Source organism: Lacibacter cauensis, assembly GCF_007830055.1.
Lineage (GTDB): Bacteria > Bacteroidota > Bacteroidia > Chitinophagales > Chitinophagaceae > Lacibacter > Lacibacter cauensis.
Genome location: NZ_VLLE01000002.1, coordinates 1,041,434 through 1,059,256 on the forward strand (window position 1 = coordinate 1,041,434; position 17,823 = coordinate 1,059,256).

At 41.6% G+C, this 17,823-nt stretch carries 10 protein-coding genes; 4 read left to right on the top strand and 6 right to left on the bottom strand.

The window, feature by feature from the left end; all coding sequences use genetic code 11:
• Positions 1-14 precede the first annotated feature (14 nt).
• Positions 15-4,700: a translocation/assembly module TamB domain-containing protein gene (locus tag IQ13_RS04270; protein ID WP_144884806.1), complete on the top strand. Its 4,686-nt coding sequence runs from the start codon at positions 15-17 to the stop codon at positions 4,698-4,700.
• Positions 4,701-4,706: 6 nt separating this feature from the next.
• Here the strand turns inward: IQ13_RS04270 and IQ13_RS04275 are convergent, their stop codons facing one another.
• Entirely contained in the window at positions 4,707-5,906 is a 1,200-nt protein-coding gene (locus IQ13_RS04275) for a bifunctional 3,4-dihydroxy-2-butanone-4-phosphate synthase/GTP cyclohydrolase II (protein ID WP_144884807.1), read from the bottom strand.
• A 193-nt stretch (positions 5,907-6,099) separates the two neighbouring features.
• On the opposite strand from IQ13_RS04275, the gene IQ13_RS04280 reads away from it, so the two are divergent.
• A complete protein-coding gene (locus IQ13_RS04280) occupies positions 6,100-9,342 on the top strand; it encodes a TonB-dependent receptor (protein ID WP_144884808.1) in 3,243 nt (1,080 codons plus the stop codon).
• Positions 9,343-9,411: 69 nt separating this feature from the next.
• Here IQ13_RS04280 and IQ13_RS04285 read toward each other — a convergent pair whose 3' ends face one another.
• Entirely contained in the window at positions 9,412-10,218 is an 807-nt protein-coding gene (locus IQ13_RS04285) for an alpha/beta hydrolase (protein WP_144884809.1), read from the bottom strand.
• Between the two features lie 137 nt (positions 10,219-10,355).
• Here IQ13_RS04285 and IQ13_RS04290 point away from each other — a divergent pair, with 137 nt between their 5' ends.
• Positions 10,356-11,309: an ATP-grasp domain-containing protein gene (locus IQ13_RS04290; protein ID WP_144884810.1), complete on the top strand. Its 954-nt coding sequence runs from the start codon at positions 10,356-10,358 to the stop codon at positions 11,307-11,309.
• 19 nt (positions 11,310-11,328) lie between these two features.
• Positions 11,329-12,441, top strand: a complete 1,113-nt coding sequence (locus IQ13_RS04295; RefSeq protein WP_144884811.1) for a carboxylate-amine ligase — start codon at positions 11,329-11,331, stop codon at positions 12,439-12,441.
• 55 nt (positions 12,442-12,496) lie between these two features.
• Here the strand turns inward: IQ13_RS04295 and IQ13_RS04300 are convergent, their stop codons facing one another.
• The 4 genes from IQ13_RS04300 to glgB form a co-directional block, all read right to left on the bottom strand.
• Entirely contained in the window at positions 12,497-13,690 is a 1,194-nt protein-coding gene (locus IQ13_RS04300) for a circularly permuted type 2 ATP-grasp protein (protein ID WP_144884812.1), read from the bottom strand.
• Positions 13,691-13,743: 53 nt separating this feature from the next.
• Entirely contained in the window at positions 13,744-14,583 is an 840-nt protein-coding gene (locus IQ13_RS04305; protein WP_144884813.1) for a type 1 glutamine amidotransferase, read from the bottom strand.
• A 120-nt stretch (positions 14,584-14,703) separates the two neighbouring features.
• Positions 14,704-15,735: a tetratricopeptide repeat protein gene (locus IQ13_RS04310; protein ID WP_144884814.1), complete on the bottom strand. Its 1,032-nt coding sequence runs from the start codon at positions 15,733-15,735 to the stop codon at positions 14,704-14,706.
• Between the two features lie 104 nt (positions 15,736-15,839).
• Entirely contained in the window at positions 15,840-17,789 is a 1,950-nt protein-coding gene (gene glgB, locus IQ13_RS04315) for a 1,4-alpha-glucan branching protein GlgB (RefSeq protein ID WP_144884815.1), read from the bottom strand.
• Positions 17,790-17,823 lie beyond the last annotated feature (34 nt).

A 17,823-nucleotide genomic window follows, 5' to 3' on the forward strand; every position in this document is an offset into this window, starting at 1 on the left:
ACAGCACAGATACCTTGGTACGAAAAATCGCTAAAATACTATCCCGCATTGTTCTCGTTTTATTGCTTCTGCTGATAGCGGCGTGGTTGCTTATTCAAACAAGTGTAGTACAAAACTGGTTAACACATAAGGCCGCCAACTGGCTTTCCGGTGAGTTGAAAACAGAAGTAAGTGTTAAACATGTTAATCTTTCGCTCTTTAATAAAGTATTGATAGAAGGTGTACTGGTAAAAGACCGCAATAAAGATACACTGGCAAATATCGGTAAACTGAAAGTAAACATTACCGATTGGTTTTTCCTGAAAGAACGAATTGAGCTGCAATATATCGGTCTTGAACAAACGAAATTGTATGCTTACAGAAAAGACAGTGTATGGAATTACCAGTTCCTCATCGATTACTTCTCTTCACCAAGCACCGGTAAAAAATCGCAATCGCAGACCGATCTGCGGCTTAAAAAAGTTGAGCTCCGGAATATCGAACTCATCCAACGGGACGATTGGCGTGGGCAAACGATGTCGGGCAAACTCGGTTACCTACTCGTCAACTTTAACCAGTTTGATCTTAATAAAAAAATCATCCAGGCTGATAACGTAGTCATAGAATCACCATTTTTCAACCTCAGCAGTTACGACGGGCTGCGACCCAAACGGCAACGCAAACCCGATAGCGACTATCACCTCAACGATACCATCCCCATTCATTGGAATGAAGATGGATGGAAGCTTACGGCAAACGATATCCAGATCAGCAACGGCATATTTAAACACGATGTAGCAACAGAAAGAGCTGCTTACGATTACTTCGATGGCGCACATATCGAGTTCAGAAAAATAAACGGCCGTTTCAAGAACCTGCAATTTGTTGGCGATTCGCTAACAGCCAATATTCAGCTGTCAACAAAAGAACGCAGCGGCTTCGAAGTGAAACAGCTCAAAGCAGATTTTTTGTTTCATCCGCAGGGCATGGAGTTCAGCAATCTGCTGGCCGAAACCAATAAAAGCCGCCTCAGCAATTTTTTTGCAATGCGCTACACCCAGTTTGAACACGACATGAGTGAGTTTATTACGCATGTGCGTATGGAAGGTGTGTTTGAAAACAGTGAACTGCACAGCGATGATATAGCCTTCTTCGCTCCCGTTTTAAAAGACTGGAACGATAAAATAAATATTAAGGGAAGAGTACGGGGAACAGTTGATCACTTAAAAGGAAATGATATTGTTATTACAACACTCAAACAAACAGAGTTTGATGGCAGCTTTACCATGGATGGGTTGCCCGATATTAACGGCACATTCCTCGATTTGAAAGCGAATACACTCCGAACCTCGTATGCAGATGCTGCAGCAATTTATCCACCGTTGAGAGAAATAACCTACCCTGCAATTTCAAAAATCAGCTACCTCAATTTCAACGGGTCGTACACTGGTTTCTTTAACGATTTTGTTACTTATGGAACCATCCATACCAACCTTGGTACATTGGTAACCGATATTAACCTGAAACTGCCAAAAGGTTCCGACCCCATCTATTCCGGTAAAATAAAAACAGACGGTTTTGCTCTGGGCACCTTTATAAAAGATGATTTATTGGGAAGCATTGCCATGAACGGTTCTGTAAAAGGAAAAGGCTTTAACCCCAAAACACTTTTTGCTGAAGTGGATGGTAATGTACGTTCCATTTATTTGAACGGCTATACCTACAAGAACATTACAGCAAAAGGCATTTACGAGAAAGAAAAGTTCGATGGCGCATTTGTAGTTAATGACAGTAACCTCCGTGTAAACCTCACGGGTCTTGTAAACTTTAGTAAAGACACGCCAGTGTACAAAGTAACCGGCGATGTATACCATATTAATTTCAAAAAGCTGGGCTTAACGAAAGCAGACCTGCGCCTGAAATCATACGTTGATCTTGATTTCAAAGGACGTAATATCGACGATTTTTTAGGCACTGCCGATTTACGCAATGCAGTTTTAACCAACGATACTACACAACTTTCGTTTGATTATCTTTCGCTGTCATCAATCATTATTGATGGAAAGAAACGATTAACCGCCAGCAGCAATGAAGCAGATGTAAGTATTGCCGGTGATTTTAATATTCTTGATCTGCCCAACGCTACCCTCTCGTTTTTGCACACTTATTTTCCATCGTATATAGCAGCACCCAAAAAACAGGCAAAGAACCAGGATTTCACATTTGAAGTAACTACCCGCAATATTGCTGCCTATATTGATTTGTTGAACATACCGGTAAAAGGTTTTGATAACAGCACTGTTAAAGGTCGCATCAGTACGAATCAGAATACGTTTAATGTGCAAACAAATGTACCGGCCTTTCAATACAATAACATCGCATTTAACTACTCTTCTATTATTGCAAACGGCGATTATAAACGCTTGAACCTGCAAGGCGCCATCAACGAGGTTGCCTTTAACGACAGCCTCAGCTTACCAAAAACAACGTTCTCATTAATCGCAGCAAACGATACAGGTTCGGTCAACATCCGTACAAGAGCTACACAAACATTAAAGGATGCAGACCTTAATGCAAAAATCAAAACATCCAAAGAAGGTGTTGAAATTGTATTTCAACCTTCAACACTTGTAGTAAACGATAAGGTTTGGACCATTGAAGACAAGAGTGATTTGTTTATTGGTAAAAACATGATTCACTCCGAACAAATACGTTTAAACTCGGGCAACGAATCAATCCTTGCATACACCAAGTTCTCCGAAACAGGAACGAATGAAGATTTTGTAGTAGAGCTGAACAAAGTACAGATTGGCGACTTTATGCCGTATGTATTAAAAGACCCACGCCTGGAAGGACAAGTAACAGGCCGTGTTGATATTCTGAACCCACTTGGAAAATTCCAGGTTGAAGCAGACCTTGATGCAGAGCGATTCCGCTTTAACAACGATTCAATCGGTACTGTAAAACTTTCGGGTAATTACAATAGCCAATCGGGTGAGATCAATACAAAGATCATATCCGATAATCCACTCTACGATTTCTTCAGCGAAGGAAAGATCAACATCAAAGACCCAAAAAATCCACAGATAAACCAGGTGATTGATGCAAAGAATTTAAAGCTGAGTATCCTTGAAAAATACCTGTCGATTATAATGACGGATATGCGAGGTGTGGCTAATGGTAAAATTCTTGTGCAGGGAAATGCCGTTAAACCCGATTTAATCGGCAACGTAAAACTCAGCAACGCATCATTTGTGCTCGATTATACAAAAGTTCGTTACAACATGAAAGAAGGCACCGAAATTGCTTTCCGCAAAGGAGAAATCGATTTCGGCAGCATTGCATTAACCGATACAACCAACCGGGCTGCAACTTTTTCCGGCAAACTCTACCATCAGTTCTTCGACAGTATGAGTTTCCGCATGTCGTTTCGTGCTAACGATCCACGCAGAGGATTGCTTGTACTCAACACCACTAAAAAAGACAACAATCTTTTCTACGGAAAGGTAATTGCCAATGCAAGTGGTACTGTAAATGGGGATGTTGACAATCTTGTACTGCGGTTCCAGGGCGAACCAACAGACAGTTCACATATCTACTTACCTACTTCCGATTCGAGGGTAACCGGCACAGCCGATTTCATTGTGTTCCGCAAGTATGGTAAAGAAATGAAAGTGGAATCGCAGATTAAGAAAACATCGAACATGTTGGTTGATTTGGATATTACTGCCAACCCACTCGCAAAAGTGGATCTGATATTGGATGAAGTAACCAATGATATCATCCAGGGACAAGGTTATGGTAATCTCAACATTCGTACCAGTACATTTGAAGGAACAACCATGGCTGGTCGTTATAATATTACCAACGGTAAGTACACCTTTAACTGGCAAAAAGTATTCAAGAAACAATTCCTCATCGATAACGGAAGTGTCGAGTGGAATGGAGACCCTTACAATGCCAATATCAATATCGATGCAAAATACATTACGCCAAATATTGCACTACCGCAGGATTTGGCGCAAGGCTGTAGTTCAAATGAACGAAGTCCGATAACGCTTATCAGTAATCTTTCCGGTACACTTTCTAACCCTATCATTAATTTCAAATTTGAGCTGCCGCAAAATCATCCTTGCAGAAATAATCCTGTTACAAAAGCCGGTTTCGACAGAATGTATGCGAATACAAATGAGTTAAACAACCAAGTTTTCTCTGTGCTTTTGTTTAATCAGTTTTTGTCTACCAGCGCAAACTCTTCCAACTCCGCAGCAAATATTGGAACGGGTGTGTTGAGCAGTGCCGCAGGTACTATTTCCGAATTTATTGCGCAGCAAATCGAATCGGGTTTGGGTATTGCATTAAAAAATATTCCGGGTATTAACAAACTCAACCTCGATCCGTATGTAAGTTTTAATCCTTTGCTTGTTTCAGGTTTACAGGCACAAGGTGTGGGCTTTAACGGCACCGGAAGTTTTGGTGTAACAAAAACCATGTTAAACGGAAGACTGATATTAAAAGCCGGTGGCTCTTTATTGGTAAACACAGGCCAGGCCACCACAACGCAAACCAACCAGTTAACCCCCGACTTTACGTTGGAATGGTTGCTTTCGCCCGATGGCAAACTCCGTATCATCGGCTTTTACCGAAGCGTATACGATGTTCAGTGGCGTGCAGCCAACCGCACAGGTATCAGCTTCTCGTATGTAAGGGAATTTGAATAAAAAAACTTACTTCAATATTTCGTGGCCGAGTTTATCTCTTTTTGTTTCGAGGTATTTTTGATTGTACTTGTTTGGTGCAATCTGGATAGGTACAGTATCCACAATCTTCAATCCATACCCCAGCAGGCCTGCACGTTTTTTAGGATTATTGCTGATGAGTTTTATGTTGCAAACATTCAGTGTACGCAGTATCTGAGCACCAACGCCGTAATCTCTTGCATCCATTGGTAATCCAAGATGCAGGTTGGCTTCTACAGTATCCATTCCTTCTTCCTGCAGTTTGTACGCTTTCAATTTGTTAAAGAGACCAATCCCTCTTCCCTCCTGGTTCATATACAAAACAACACCTTTCCCTTCTTTCTCTACCATTTGCATGGCACCGTGGAGCTGTTCGCCACAATCGCAGCGCAGCGAACCTAAAATATCGCCTGTAAAACAAGAAGAATGCACACGCACCAATACCGGTTCATCTTTTTCCCATGCTCCTTTAATTAATGCAAGATGTTCCTGGCCCGTTTCTTTTTCCTTAAATGCTGCCAGCTGAAACTTACCGTAAGCTGTAGGCATGTCTACCCGCACTATTTCTTCAATCAGCGAATCGGTTTTTAAACGGTATTCAATCAGGTCTTTAATAGAAATGATCTTTACACCCAGCTTCTGCGCCAACACTTCCAGCTGGGGTAAGCGAGCCATGGTTCCGTCTTCATTCATTATCTCAACCAGTACACCGGCTGGTTCAAGGCCTGCCAGTCTTGGCAAATCAATTGCGGCTTCGGTATGGCCTGTACGGCGGAGTACACCGCCTGGTTTTGCACGTAACGGAAAAATATGTCCCGGACGGGCCAGATCTTCCGGTTTTGTATCGGGGTTGATGAGAGCAAGAATTGTTTTTGAGCGATCCTGGGCCGAAATACCGGTAGAAGTTCCCTGGCCGATTAAGTCGACTGAGATGGTAAAAGCCGTTTCGTGTAAAGAGGTGTTAGATGAAACCATTGGCTCCAGGCTCAGTTCTTTACAACGGTCATCGGTAAGCGCTGCACAGATAAGACCACGACCTTCTTTTGCCATAAAATTGATCACCTCAGGAGTAGCATGACGGGCAGCCACAATAAAATCGCCTTCATTTTCACGGTCCTCGTCATCCACCACGATCACTATTTTACCTTGTTTGATATCCTCGATAGCACTTTCTATAGAATCCAGCATGCGTTTACTTTTTGGCCGCAAAGTTAGTTGAAAACAAGGCGGGAAAACGCAGGAAAGATCACATATTAAAAAAGAGTTTAAACTCCTTGCAGCAACAGGGTTTAACTCCTTGTCATTCTTTACGAAATGTTAATATTTCTTTACTTCTCGAAGGGAAGTTTGTCGTTTATTTGCACACGTAAAACTATAAAGTATGCTAAAAATCAAAAAACTGCTTTTGGGAGTTATCTCCCTGTTTCTGGCTCTTGCAGCCTATTCGCAGGTAACAACCGCTAATATTGCGGGTGTTGTAAAAGATGAAAATGGAAATTTACTTGAAGGGGCAACTGTTAGAGTAACCAATACTCAAAACGGCTCAGTTAAGCTGTCAAAAACAGACAAGAATGGTCGTTTTTCAATCCCCAACCTTGATGCAGGTGGTCCGTACGTTGTTTCTGTAACTTTCGTAGGATTTACAATCGCCGACAAAACGGATGTGATTCTTCAGCTCGGCACAACCGAAACGCTTGATTTTACAGCACGTTCTTCAAGCAGCACACTGGAAACAATTGTTGTAACCGGCAGTAAAGGATCCCGCACAATTAAAACGGGAACAGGTGCAAACTTCAACCAACGTACTATCAACAGTTTACCAAACATCAACCGTAACATTTCAAACGTTGCGACATTAACGCCGCAAGCAGGTGGAGGTAACTCTTTTGGTGGTCGTGATGGTCGTTATAATAATATCCAGATCGACGGTGCCAGCTTCAACAATAACTTTGGTCTTTCCAGCAATCCACTTCCAGGCGGTGCTATTCAGCCAATTTCAATTGATGCGATCGATGAAATTTCTGTAAACGTGAGCCCGTTTGATGTTCGCCAGGCAAACTTTACCGGTGCAGGTATCAACGCTACTACTAAAAAAGGTACCAATACTTTTAAGGGAAGCGTTTACGGCTTTTACCGTGATCAGGATTTCCTCGGAAGAAGAGCAGTAGGTCAGAAAATCCCAACTGTAACTCAATCAAGATCGAAAACTTTGGGTGCTCAAATCGGTGGCCCGATCATCAAAAATAAATTATTCTTCTTTGTAAACGTTGAGCAGGTTGAAGTAAGCGTACCAGGTGTTGTTTGGAAAGCAAGCAGACCAGGTGTTACTGCTGATGCCAACACTACACGTGTTCGTGCAACGGCTCTTGATTCTGTAAGTGCATATTTGAAATCGAAATACGGCTACGAAACAGGTCCTTACGAAAATCTTGGTAACTTCCAAACCAAGAATCAAAAAGTACTTGGACGTTTAGACTGGATTATCAATAACAAGCATACAGCTTCATTCCGTTATAACTTCTCAAAAACAGATGATGATCAGTTATTGAATGGTAACAGTGCACCTAACCCACGCAGTTCTACCAACCGTTGGAGTGTTAACAGTATGAGTTTTGAAAATTCAAACTATGCTAACACAAACAAGCTTGAGTCGTATGCATTTGAGGTAAAAAGCAACTTCAATACAAAACTGTCAAATCAGTTTATTGCTACTTATACTAAAGCAAACGATCCTAAAAGAAGTTCAAAGTCTACTCCTTTTCCTTTCATCGATATATGGGAAGGCGGCTTCAACTATATTAGCGCAGGTTACGAATTGTTCTCCTGGAACAATGATGTTGTAAACAACACGTTAACCTTTAACGACAACGTGACTTACACAACCGGTAAGCATACCATTACTGCAGGTGCCGCATATGAAAATATTTATGTGCAAAACTACTTCCTGCGTTATGGAACCAGCTACTATCGTTACAATTCGTTAGCTGATTTCTTTAACAATACTGCGCCCAGCGCATTTGCAATTACGTTCCCTGTACAAGGCAGAACTCCTTTTGTAGAATTGAAGTTTGGTCAGGCAAGTTTGTATGCACAGGATGAAATCAAGTTTAACGATAGATTTAAATTAACGGTTGGTTTACGTGCAGATCGTCCTTTATTCCAGAACAACTTGTTAGGTAACAGTTCAATTCAGGCTCTTACTTTTTACAATTTGGACAACCAACCTTTCAAAATGGATGTTAGCAAATGGCCAAAAGAGCGTACTTATTTTAGTCCTCGTGTTGGCTTTAACTGGGATGTTGCAGGAGACAAGAACTTAATTATACGTGGTGGTACAGGTATATTCACTGGTCGTTTTCCATTCGTATGGTTTACCAACCAGCCAAGCAACAGCGGTACTTCAGTTGTACCTTACGAAGTGTTACCCGGCAACCCTACCTACAATCTGAACAACTTCCTGTTCAATCCTGATCCATTTGCATACGTTGGCAGCTTCCCAAGCAGTGCAGGTAATCCTCCATTGCCAAGCAGCCTTGCTATTGTTGATCCCAACTTTAAAATGCCTCAGGTATTCAGAACAAGTTTAGCGGCAGATAAAAAATTTGGTGACGACTGGACTTTAACTGTTGAAGCCATTTTTAACAAAGACATCAACGCATTATTGCAATACAACGCCAATCAACGTCAGCCAATTGGTACAACATTTGGCCCGGGTGGTCGTCCTTTATTCGGAAATTCAAATGCAACAAGAAGACACAATTCCGGAATTTCAGAGGCTATTGTTTTAACAAACACTAGCAAAGGTGCAGCAGGTATCTTTACTGTACAGTTGGCAAAACGTTTCAACAAAAACTGGGATTTCTCTGTAGCATACACCGGAACTGTTGCTATGGATGTAACTGGCAACCCTGGTTCTCAGGCGGCTAGTTCATGGAGCAATGTGCAAAGCTTAAGAGGTAACAACAACCTCGATCTTTCATACAGCGATTACGCAACTCCAAACCGCATCGTTGCATATGCTTCGTATAAAGCAAACTGGAACAAATTCTTAAGTACAACATTTACATTGGTATACTTAGGATATGAGCAAGGCCGTTTCAGTTACATTTACTCGAACGATTATAATCAGGATGGTTTATCTACAAACGATCTGATCTACATTCCAAAAGATCCATCTGAAATTACATTCGTTGCCAATGGTGCTTTCAGTGCACAACAGCAAAGCGATGCATTCTTTGCTTACATCAACCAGGATAAATATCTCAAAAAGCGCAAAGGACAATTTGCTGAAAGAAATGGTGCAAAACAACCTTGGTTCAGTAACCTCGACTTCCGCTTGTTACAGGATATCTTACCGCTGAGTAAGCATAAGAACTATGGTGTTCAGTTAAGTTGGGAAGTTGAAAACTTTACCAACCTGCTTAATAACGACTGGGGTGTAACCAAGCGTACCAATTACAACAATGGTGCTATTTTACGTGTAGCTTCTGCTCCAACAGCAACTACTGCAGCTACTTACCAAATGAACCTTGTTAATGGTGCGTTACCAAAAAATACATATATCAGCAACATTACCGTTGCTAATACATGGAGAATGAACTTTGGTGTACGTTTGTTGTTCTAATAAGAACGCAAATCACTATAACAAAAAAGGTTGCCAATATTGGCAACCTTTTTTGTTATAAACAGTTTTTTATTTTCCCCATCCCCACTCTAAAAAAACGGGAAATGCCTTAGTCCATGTTGGCACATCGTGTGTCCCATCTTCCAGCTCAAGATATTTGATTGATTCTGCAGGATAGCCCTTGCGCTTCAGTTCCATCATTAAGTCCAGTGCATCATCAATTGAATCGATAACACCATTGTTGTTGCGATCAGATTTTTCATCTAACAAACCTGTTTGAAAAAAGAATTTCAGCCACGGCGATGCTTTACCCGCACGTACCTGGTTGTGCATGATGCGGTCTGCTTCATCTGTATAACCATCATCATATCCTTTTTGCCGCCACCACAACGAGCCGGAGAACACGCCCACTTTAGTAAACTCATGTGCATGGTTCCAAACAATATCCAATGCCATTAATCCCCCAAGCGAAAAACCGGCATACGCCTTTTCTTTAAACTGGGGAACGTTATACTTTTTACGGAGATAAGGCAGTAGTTCATTAAACACAAACTTCGTATACAAACCGGCTTTTGCACCACGCCCCAGGTAATCGGCCTGGCTTGCAATACCGTATTCCATTTTACGATCTGGGCCACAATGAATACCTACACAAAGCAGCGGTTGCATCTTTTGTTGCTCGTATAAGTTTTCAAGTATCTCTGTAAAGGGCATCTTCAGCAAGTCCTGCCCGTCGTTAATAAGCAGTAAACTAATTTCAGTAGAGTCAACAACGGGAGACGGCAAATAAAAATCAACCGTTACTTCCCGTTCCAGGTATTCCGATAACAGCTGCTCAGATTCAAACACCACCTGCATTAATTTCGTATTAAGCATAAACGCCAAAAATAAGGAAATGCATTAAAATATTTTTCATCATTACCCGATGTTACAGAATTGTGTGCTATATTAATGCAGTGAACAAACGCTTTGCAAAGCCTTGTACACACATCACCTACATTAAATAAAAAAGTATGAAAAAGATCGGCATCTTACACGGAAAAGAACGCTCTTTCCCCACTGCATTTGTTGAACGTATTAACAGTAAAAACATAGCCGGTATTATGGCCGAACCTGTTCGCATTGATAAGGTAAAGCAGGGCGTTAATAATGGTTATGCTGTTATTGTCGATCGCATTTCGCAGGATGTGCCGCATTACCGTGCGTATTTAAAGAACGAAGCCATTACGGGTACTGCTGTTATTAATAATCCGTTTTGGTGGAGTGCCGATGATAAGTTTTTTAATAACTGCCTTGCAACTAAGATCAATGTGCCTGTTCCGAAAACGGTGATCCTTCCGTCGAAAGAACGCCCCGATGATACCAGCGATGCATCGTTCAGCAATCTTGCATACCCGATGGATTGGGAAGGCATGTTCAACTACATTGGTTTTCCTGCATACATGAAACCATTTGCAGGTGGTGGCTGGAAGAATGTATACAAACTGAATAATGCTGCAGACTTTTTTGATAAGCATGCCGAAACAGGTCAGCTGGTAATGCTACTGCAGGAAGAAATTGTATTTGAAGAATATTACCGTTGTTATTGCATAGGTCGTAAGCATGTACGCATTATGAGTTACGAACCACGCAATCCGCATCATTTACGTTATGTGGCCGACTTTCAACCATCGGCTGAAAAGCTGCAGATGATGACGGATATTGTACTGCGTATTAACAATTATCTTGGTTACGATTTTAATACCGTTGAACTTGCTTTGCGTGATGGTGTGCCGTATGCAATTGACTTTTGCAACCCTGCCCCCGATGCAGACCTGGCAAGTGTTGGCCAGGAAAATTTTGATTGGGTGGTTGAAGCTGCAGCCAGCTATGCTATTGAACGGGCACTTGAACACAAAGAAGGAGAAGATAATTTAACCTGGGGCGAATATGTAAAACGTAGTGCGAATAAACAACCCTTGTATTAATAACGATAAGCGATAAAGAATGGCGAACATCAATTATAAACAGTTTACAATCGGCGTAGAAGAAGAGTACATGGTGTACGATCCCGTAACAAGGGAACTTAAAAGCCATGAACAAAAAATTGTAAGCGAAGGGCAAAAAGTGATTAAGGATAAAGTAAAAGCAGAAATGCACCAGGCTGTGGTAGAAGTTGGAACAGACATTTGCCACAACATTGAAGATGCATACAAAGATGTTTCGTTACTGCGCAAAACAATACAAGGTATTGCAGGTAATCTTGGTTTAGCTGTAGGTGCAAGCGGTACCCATCCGTTCAGTCATTGGCAGGATCAGTTAATTACCGATCATGTACGCTACAACCAGATCGTAAACGAATTACAGGAAGCTGCAAGAAGTAATCTCATTTTTGGTTTACATGTACATGTAGGAATGGAAAACAGGAAGATGGCGATTCATTTAGCCAACAGTGCACGCTATTTTCTGCCGCATGTGTATGCTCTCAGCACCAACTCTCCTTTTTGGGAAGGAAGAATGACGGGATACAAATCGTTCCGCACAAAAGTGTTTGACAAGTTTCCTCGTACAGGCATTCCCGAATCTTTCGACAGTATTGAAGCATACGAAAACTATGTAGCATTGCTGATTAAAACAAACTGTATTGATAATGCAAAGAAGATCTGGTGGGATCTGCGTGTGCATCCATTCTTTAACACTATTGAATTTCGTATTTGTGATGTACCGATGACGGTGATGGAAACCATTGCTATTACAGGTTTGTTCCAGGCTATTACTGCTAAACTGTATAAGCTGCGTAACCAGAACATGAACTTCATTCAATACCAACGTGCACTCATCAATGAAAATAAATGGAGAGCGAGCCGTTATGGTATTGATGGCTACCTGATTGACTTTGGTAAAGAAGAAGAAACCAATACACGTGCGCTCATTTATGAACTACTCGACTTTGTAGATGATGTAGTGGATGAATTAGGCTGTCGTGCTGCCATCAACTATATTCCTGAAATGTTGAACAAAGGAACCGGTGCCGACAGACAGCTGAAAGTATATGAAGAAACAAAAAGCCTGCCTTCTGTAGTAGATTATATTGGTGCGGAATTTTTAAGTGGCGTATAAACGAAATAATAAAATCATTGTAATAAAAAAGGGGTACAGAGATTGTACCCCTTTTTTATTTTTCAACAAACGCTACACTACCTCCTACCCAGGTTTTGTCTTTATTGTAACGCACGCCAATCATTTTACCTTTGCTCATGCGTGCAAGATTAATGGCTGCATGTGGACGCTCATCGCCATCGGGCCATACATACATAATACGAATCTCCACTTTTGCCGGGCCATCGGGTGTCTCCACAACATCAGCATACTGCACTTTGCGTTGCAGAATAAAATTTTCAGGATCAGCAATTGCATCAATGTCTTCCTGTGTTACATCAATGATTACGCCTTGGCCGGCAAATGAAAACAACGGCTTTAATACGTATTTCGACAAATCATCAGGCAGCTGTTTTATTTCATTGAGGAAAAATGTTTCCGGAACATAAGGATGATCAATAAACGGCAATGTGAATTTGCTGATGCGATAGAACCAGTTGGGATGCGGCAACCATTCCACATCAAGATCCTGTGTAATATCAACAACATCTCCCAGCTTTTCTTTATTCGCTTTCAGGTCATCAAAGATGATGCGGTTGTAAATTCGTTTTACTTCCGTTTTCACTCCGTCTTTCATGTAATACAACTTGCGTCCTTCTTGTATGAGTTTGGTTAAGCAAACAGCTTCAATACCAATGTAATCTTTGGTGCAGGAAAAATCAATGCGTGTTTTCTGTTCTTCAGGTTTTATTTCAAGCAGAATAACATTTTCTGTTGCATGCGAACCAATGATGAGTTTACGCAACAGCTCAATATAAGTTTCCTTTGTATAACCATTTAAGAACTGGCTGTAATTGGAAGGAATATCGAAATGACGCTGCACAACTTCGGGATAATATACCTGGAAGCCAAACAAAGTTGGGAAACCCTGCATTTCAATTAACTGCGGCTCCAACTCGCCGGCTTCGTTTTGACAAACACCAAAATCAAACGCAATCATGTGCGAATGTTTGCTTTCATTCGGCACTTTCTCTCCTGCAGGAATGGAACGTTCCGTTAACGAAAGAAAAGAAGGTTCGCAAATAACATCTACAATACGTTCGCATGCATCGATCATCTTTTGCGCAAACGTCTTGTCTACAAATACCGGCGTTTCACTTACACGAAACTCAATATCGCCGGGGTGAAGGCTATGCAGATCTTTTAAGAAGGCTTCATACTTTTCAACTGTAAATGCATTGTTGAATGCTTTGCGTATTGCAGGAACCATAGAAGATGTTTTGTCTTCTAAAAGTATCTGATTTTATTTACATAAGAAAGTGTTTAAACTTCTACTGTTTGCTGAGCAAAAACAGCACTGTGTAAAAAGTTCGGCAGTATGTGTGAGTAGGTATAAAGAATTTTATCCGGATCTTCCAAATGCTCAATCATGCTCTTCCATTTTTCAAACCCGTGATTATCAATAACCGTTTTCTTTTTATCTTCTTTCTGCAGGTACATGCTCATGCCAATTGCATCCGCTTCGGGATGAAACTGTGTGCCGATCATGTGTTGGTTAAAACGCACGCCCATAATTGCACGTTCGAACGGCACATGCGGACGTTCCTTTTCAATACAGAGCAAAGAAGCACCGATCTGTTTCAGATATTTATGATCGGGCTGTATTACCTGGTAATCTCTGCTGTCCACAGCATAAAACGGATCTTTCAATCCGCTGAATACAACCTCTTGTTCTACTCCTTCAATAATGTGAACAGGAAAAACACCAAAGGCTGTTGATTTACGGGCACACACGTTACCGATTTTGAAGAAACGACAGGCTAACTGAAACGAATGACAAATGAAGAATACAGGTTTCTTTTTGCTGTTGAGCGGATTATCGTTCCATTTCTTCACTGAATCAATCCAGTTGAAGAATGTATTCTCCCAATCTGTTCCTTCACTTTCCAAAGGGCTGCCCGGACCACCGGTAGAAATATAGAGGTCGTAAGACAAATCAGGAACCTGGCACTTACCACGTACATCAAATTCATCCCAACTCAAATCCAGTACATTGATGTCGGCAAAGCTGTTCAGTATTTCACGTATACAGCGCATGCCCTGGTTGGCAACGCCATCATACATATCCAATATTGCAACACGCACCTGTTTTACTTCTGCCATAAACGGCAAAAATACCAAAAAATGCTTGTTTGAACAGGCATTCATCTATCCACAGATGTGTAAAATACAAACGGGCCGCTGAAGTTCAGCGGCCCGTTATTATAGTGCGTTCATTTACGTTTACATGCCCATATCCATTTTCTTTTGCTTCAGGCTGTTCAACGATGGATCTAATTCAATCGCCTTATCGCAAAGCGCCATGCCTTTATCTTTTTGTCCCATCTTCTGATAAGACATACCGATCATATACAACGCTCTTGCATTTTTATTATCGCCTTGTAATACCATATCCCAGTTATCAATCGCATCTTTATAACGGCCACCTTTGTATAACGATTCTGCCAATGCATAGCGAACGGTTAAACTGTGCGGACGTTTTTCTAACGACAGCTGCAGGTTTTCTGTTGACTTTGCAAAGTCGCCGAGATTCATGTAACAATAAGCTAAGCTCTCGTAATAATCTGCATTTTTTTGCCAGCCTCTTTCTGCAGCCAGTTCAAACATTGCAATGGCATTCTTATCGTCAGGAATAGAATAATAAACCATCGCCATTTCGAAAACGTAACGTGCATTTTTCTGATCGGCATTCGCTGCTTTCTGGTAATAAGGAATGGCTTGCTTGTAACGTTCCATTTCTAAATAGCTGCGGCCAATAGTATAATAAAGCACTGCATTAGCAGTATCTTTTTCCATGGCATACATTAAGCGATTAATTGCCTGCGGATAGTTCTCCAGATAATACTGGCACATACCGGCAATGTAATGCATGGGTTTATCCTTGTGCAGCTTCTCCCACTTTTCAGTAAAGTTCAACGCATCCTGGTGACGACCAAGATTAAAATAAAGTGTAGCTAATTGTTGAAAAGTTGATTCGTTATTTGGCTCAAGACGATTCCAACGGGTGAATGCATCAACTGCCTGGCGGTAGTTGCGGCTTTCAATACCATACTCGCCCATTGCTTTTAATGCCTCAACATTGGTGGTATCGTATTTTACTGCCTGCTCAAAAAGATTCAAGGCTAACTGGATACGACGTTCGTTTTTAGCGGTAATTGCACGCTGTAACACGGCATTTGAACTATCTCTGTTTTGTGCAAAAAGGGAAATACTGCAAAAGAGAAAGATGGTTGTTAGTGTTAACCAGGTTTTCATGGATTTACGGTTTTTGGATTTCGTGTAAAATTAGACATAATAAAGGTATTACAAAGCGTAAATCTACTCGCATAAACCCTGCCATTTTTCCCATTTTTAAGGGTTTACTTTAAAATAACGGCCCCTAACGATGGCAAATGGATATTGAGCTCGTACCAACCTGCTTGTCCATCTACAACCCTTACCTGTATATCCGGGTTATAAGTATCGCCTGTTCCCCAGAATTTAGCATCATTGCTGTTGAAGATTTCCTTCCAGCTTTCTTTCCCTTGTACATGCAGTTTCCAGTCTTTTCGCACAACCGGGGTCATGTTTAAAACAACCACAATATCCTCTGCAGGATTTTTGCCTTTGCGCCTGTAGGCCATTACCGATTCAGCTCCGTGATTCAGGTCAACCCATTCAAACCCAAACTGGTTGAACTGGTTTTCGTACAAAGCCGGCTCTGCTTTCAGCAAATTCGCCAGGGCCTTTACACATTCCCGAACACCTCTGTGCGAATCGTATTGCAATAACTCCCACTGCAACTCGCTCTTATAATTCCACTCGCTGGTGGCTCCAAACTCGTTACCCATGAACAGCAATTTGCCGCCCGGATGGGTAAACATATAGCTGTACATTAAACGCAGGTTGGCGAATTTCTGCCACTCATCGCCCGGCATTTTGTACAACATCGGGCTCTTACCGTGCACTACTTCATCATGACTGAGAGGTAACATAAAATTCTCGTCATAATAATACATCATACTGAAAGTGAACTGATCTTGCTGATATTGACGATATACCGGGTCCTGTTTAAAATACTTGAGCGTATCGTGCATCCAGCCCATCATCCACTTCATACCAAAGCCCAACCCATCTTCAAAAGTGGGCTTGCTTACACCCGGCCAATCGGTGGCTTCCTCGGCAATGGTTTGCACATCAGGAAAGTCACGGAAGATAGTTTCGTTCAAATCCTTGATGAAAGCGATAGCTTCCAGGTTACCATCACCACCATGTTCGTTTGGCTCCCACTGTCCTGCTGTACGGGAATAATTCAACTTCAACATGGATGAAACCGCATCTACACGAATACCATCAATATGATATTTGCGGAACCAATGCATGGCACTGCTGATGAGGAATGATTTTACTTCGCCACGTTTATAATTGAAAATATAACTGTTCCAATCGGGATGATAGCCCTTGCGCATATCAGCATACTCATAGGTATGTGTGCCATCGAACATAAACAGGCCATGTGCATCGTATGGAAAATGCGATGGCACCCAATCGAGAATTACACCAATACCTTCTTTGTGAAACGCATCAACCAAGTCCATAAACTCCTGCGGTGTTCCGTAACGGGATGTTGGTGCAAAATAACCAGCCCCCTGGTAACCCCAGCTGCCATCGAACGGATGTTCCATAATGGGCATTAACTCAACATGCGTAAAGCCCATCTCCTTCACATAACTCACCAGGTGTTCTTTAAAGAAACTGTAAGTATGATAGGACTCTTCGTTGTATTTATCCGGACGCATCCAGCTGGCCAAATGCACTTCGTACACACTCCACGGTGCATCGAGTTTGTTATGCTCTTTTCGTTTATCCATCCACGTTGCATCTTTCCAGCTGTAATCGAGTGCCCATGTACGTGAGGCTGTATTGGGACGAACTTCCCAGAAGTTGGCATAAGGATCCCCCTTATCTAACTTTTGACCTGCATAACCGTGTATGTGATATTTATAGGATGCTCCTTTGGGCAACTCAGGAATAAAGCCTTCCCATATACCCGAATTATCGAGTCGCACATAAAGTGCATGTATTTGCTTGTCCCAATTGTTGAAGTCACCAAACACGGAAACAAATGTTGCATTGGGAGCCCATACTGCAAAATAGTATCCTTTGGTGCCCAGCACTTCCATTTCATGCGAACCAAATAATTCATCGCAACGATAATTCGTACCATTTTGAAAGTTGGCTATATCATCGCCTTCAAAACGGGAATAATTCCAAACAGGTTTCGTAGTATCTATAAAGTGATAGTCTTCGTATTTGCCGGCAGTTTGCATCTGTTGAGTTTGTTTGGTTCAATCTTAAAACGGC

Coding starts and splice junctions, on each gene's coding strand:
- IQ13_RS04300 (WP_144884812.1), bottom strand. CDS start 13,690: ATGGTTCCTGCAATACGCAAAGCATTCAACAATGCATTTACAGTTGAA.
- IQ13_RS04285 (WP_144884809.1), bottom strand. CDS start 10,218: ATGCTTAATACGAAATTAATGCAGGTGGTGTTTGAATCTGAGCAGCTG.
- IQ13_RS04290 (WP_144884810.1), top strand. CDS start 10,356: ATGAAAAAGATCGGCATCTTACACGGAAAAGAACGCTCTTTCCCCACT.
- IQ13_RS04310 (WP_144884814.1), bottom strand. CDS start 15,735: ATGAAAACCTGGTTAACACTAACAACCATCTTTCTCTTTTGCAGTATT.
- IQ13_RS04275 (WP_144884807.1), bottom strand. CDS start 5,906: ATGCTGGATTCTATAGAAAGTGCTATCGAGGATATCAAACAAGGTAAA.
- glgB (WP_144884815.1), bottom strand. CDS start 17,789: ATGCAAACTGCCGGCAAATACGAAGACTATCACTTTATAGATACTACG.
- IQ13_RS04305 (WP_144884813.1), bottom strand. CDS start 14,583: ATGGCAGAAGTAAAACAGGTGCGTGTTGCAATATTGGATATGTATGAT.
- IQ13_RS04280 (WP_144884808.1), top strand. CDS start 6,100: ATGCTAAAAATCAAAAAACTGCTTTTGGGAGTTATCTCCCTGTTTCTG.
- IQ13_RS04295 (WP_144884811.1), top strand. CDS start 11,329: ATGGCGAACATCAATTATAAACAGTTTACAATCGGCGTAGAAGAAGAG.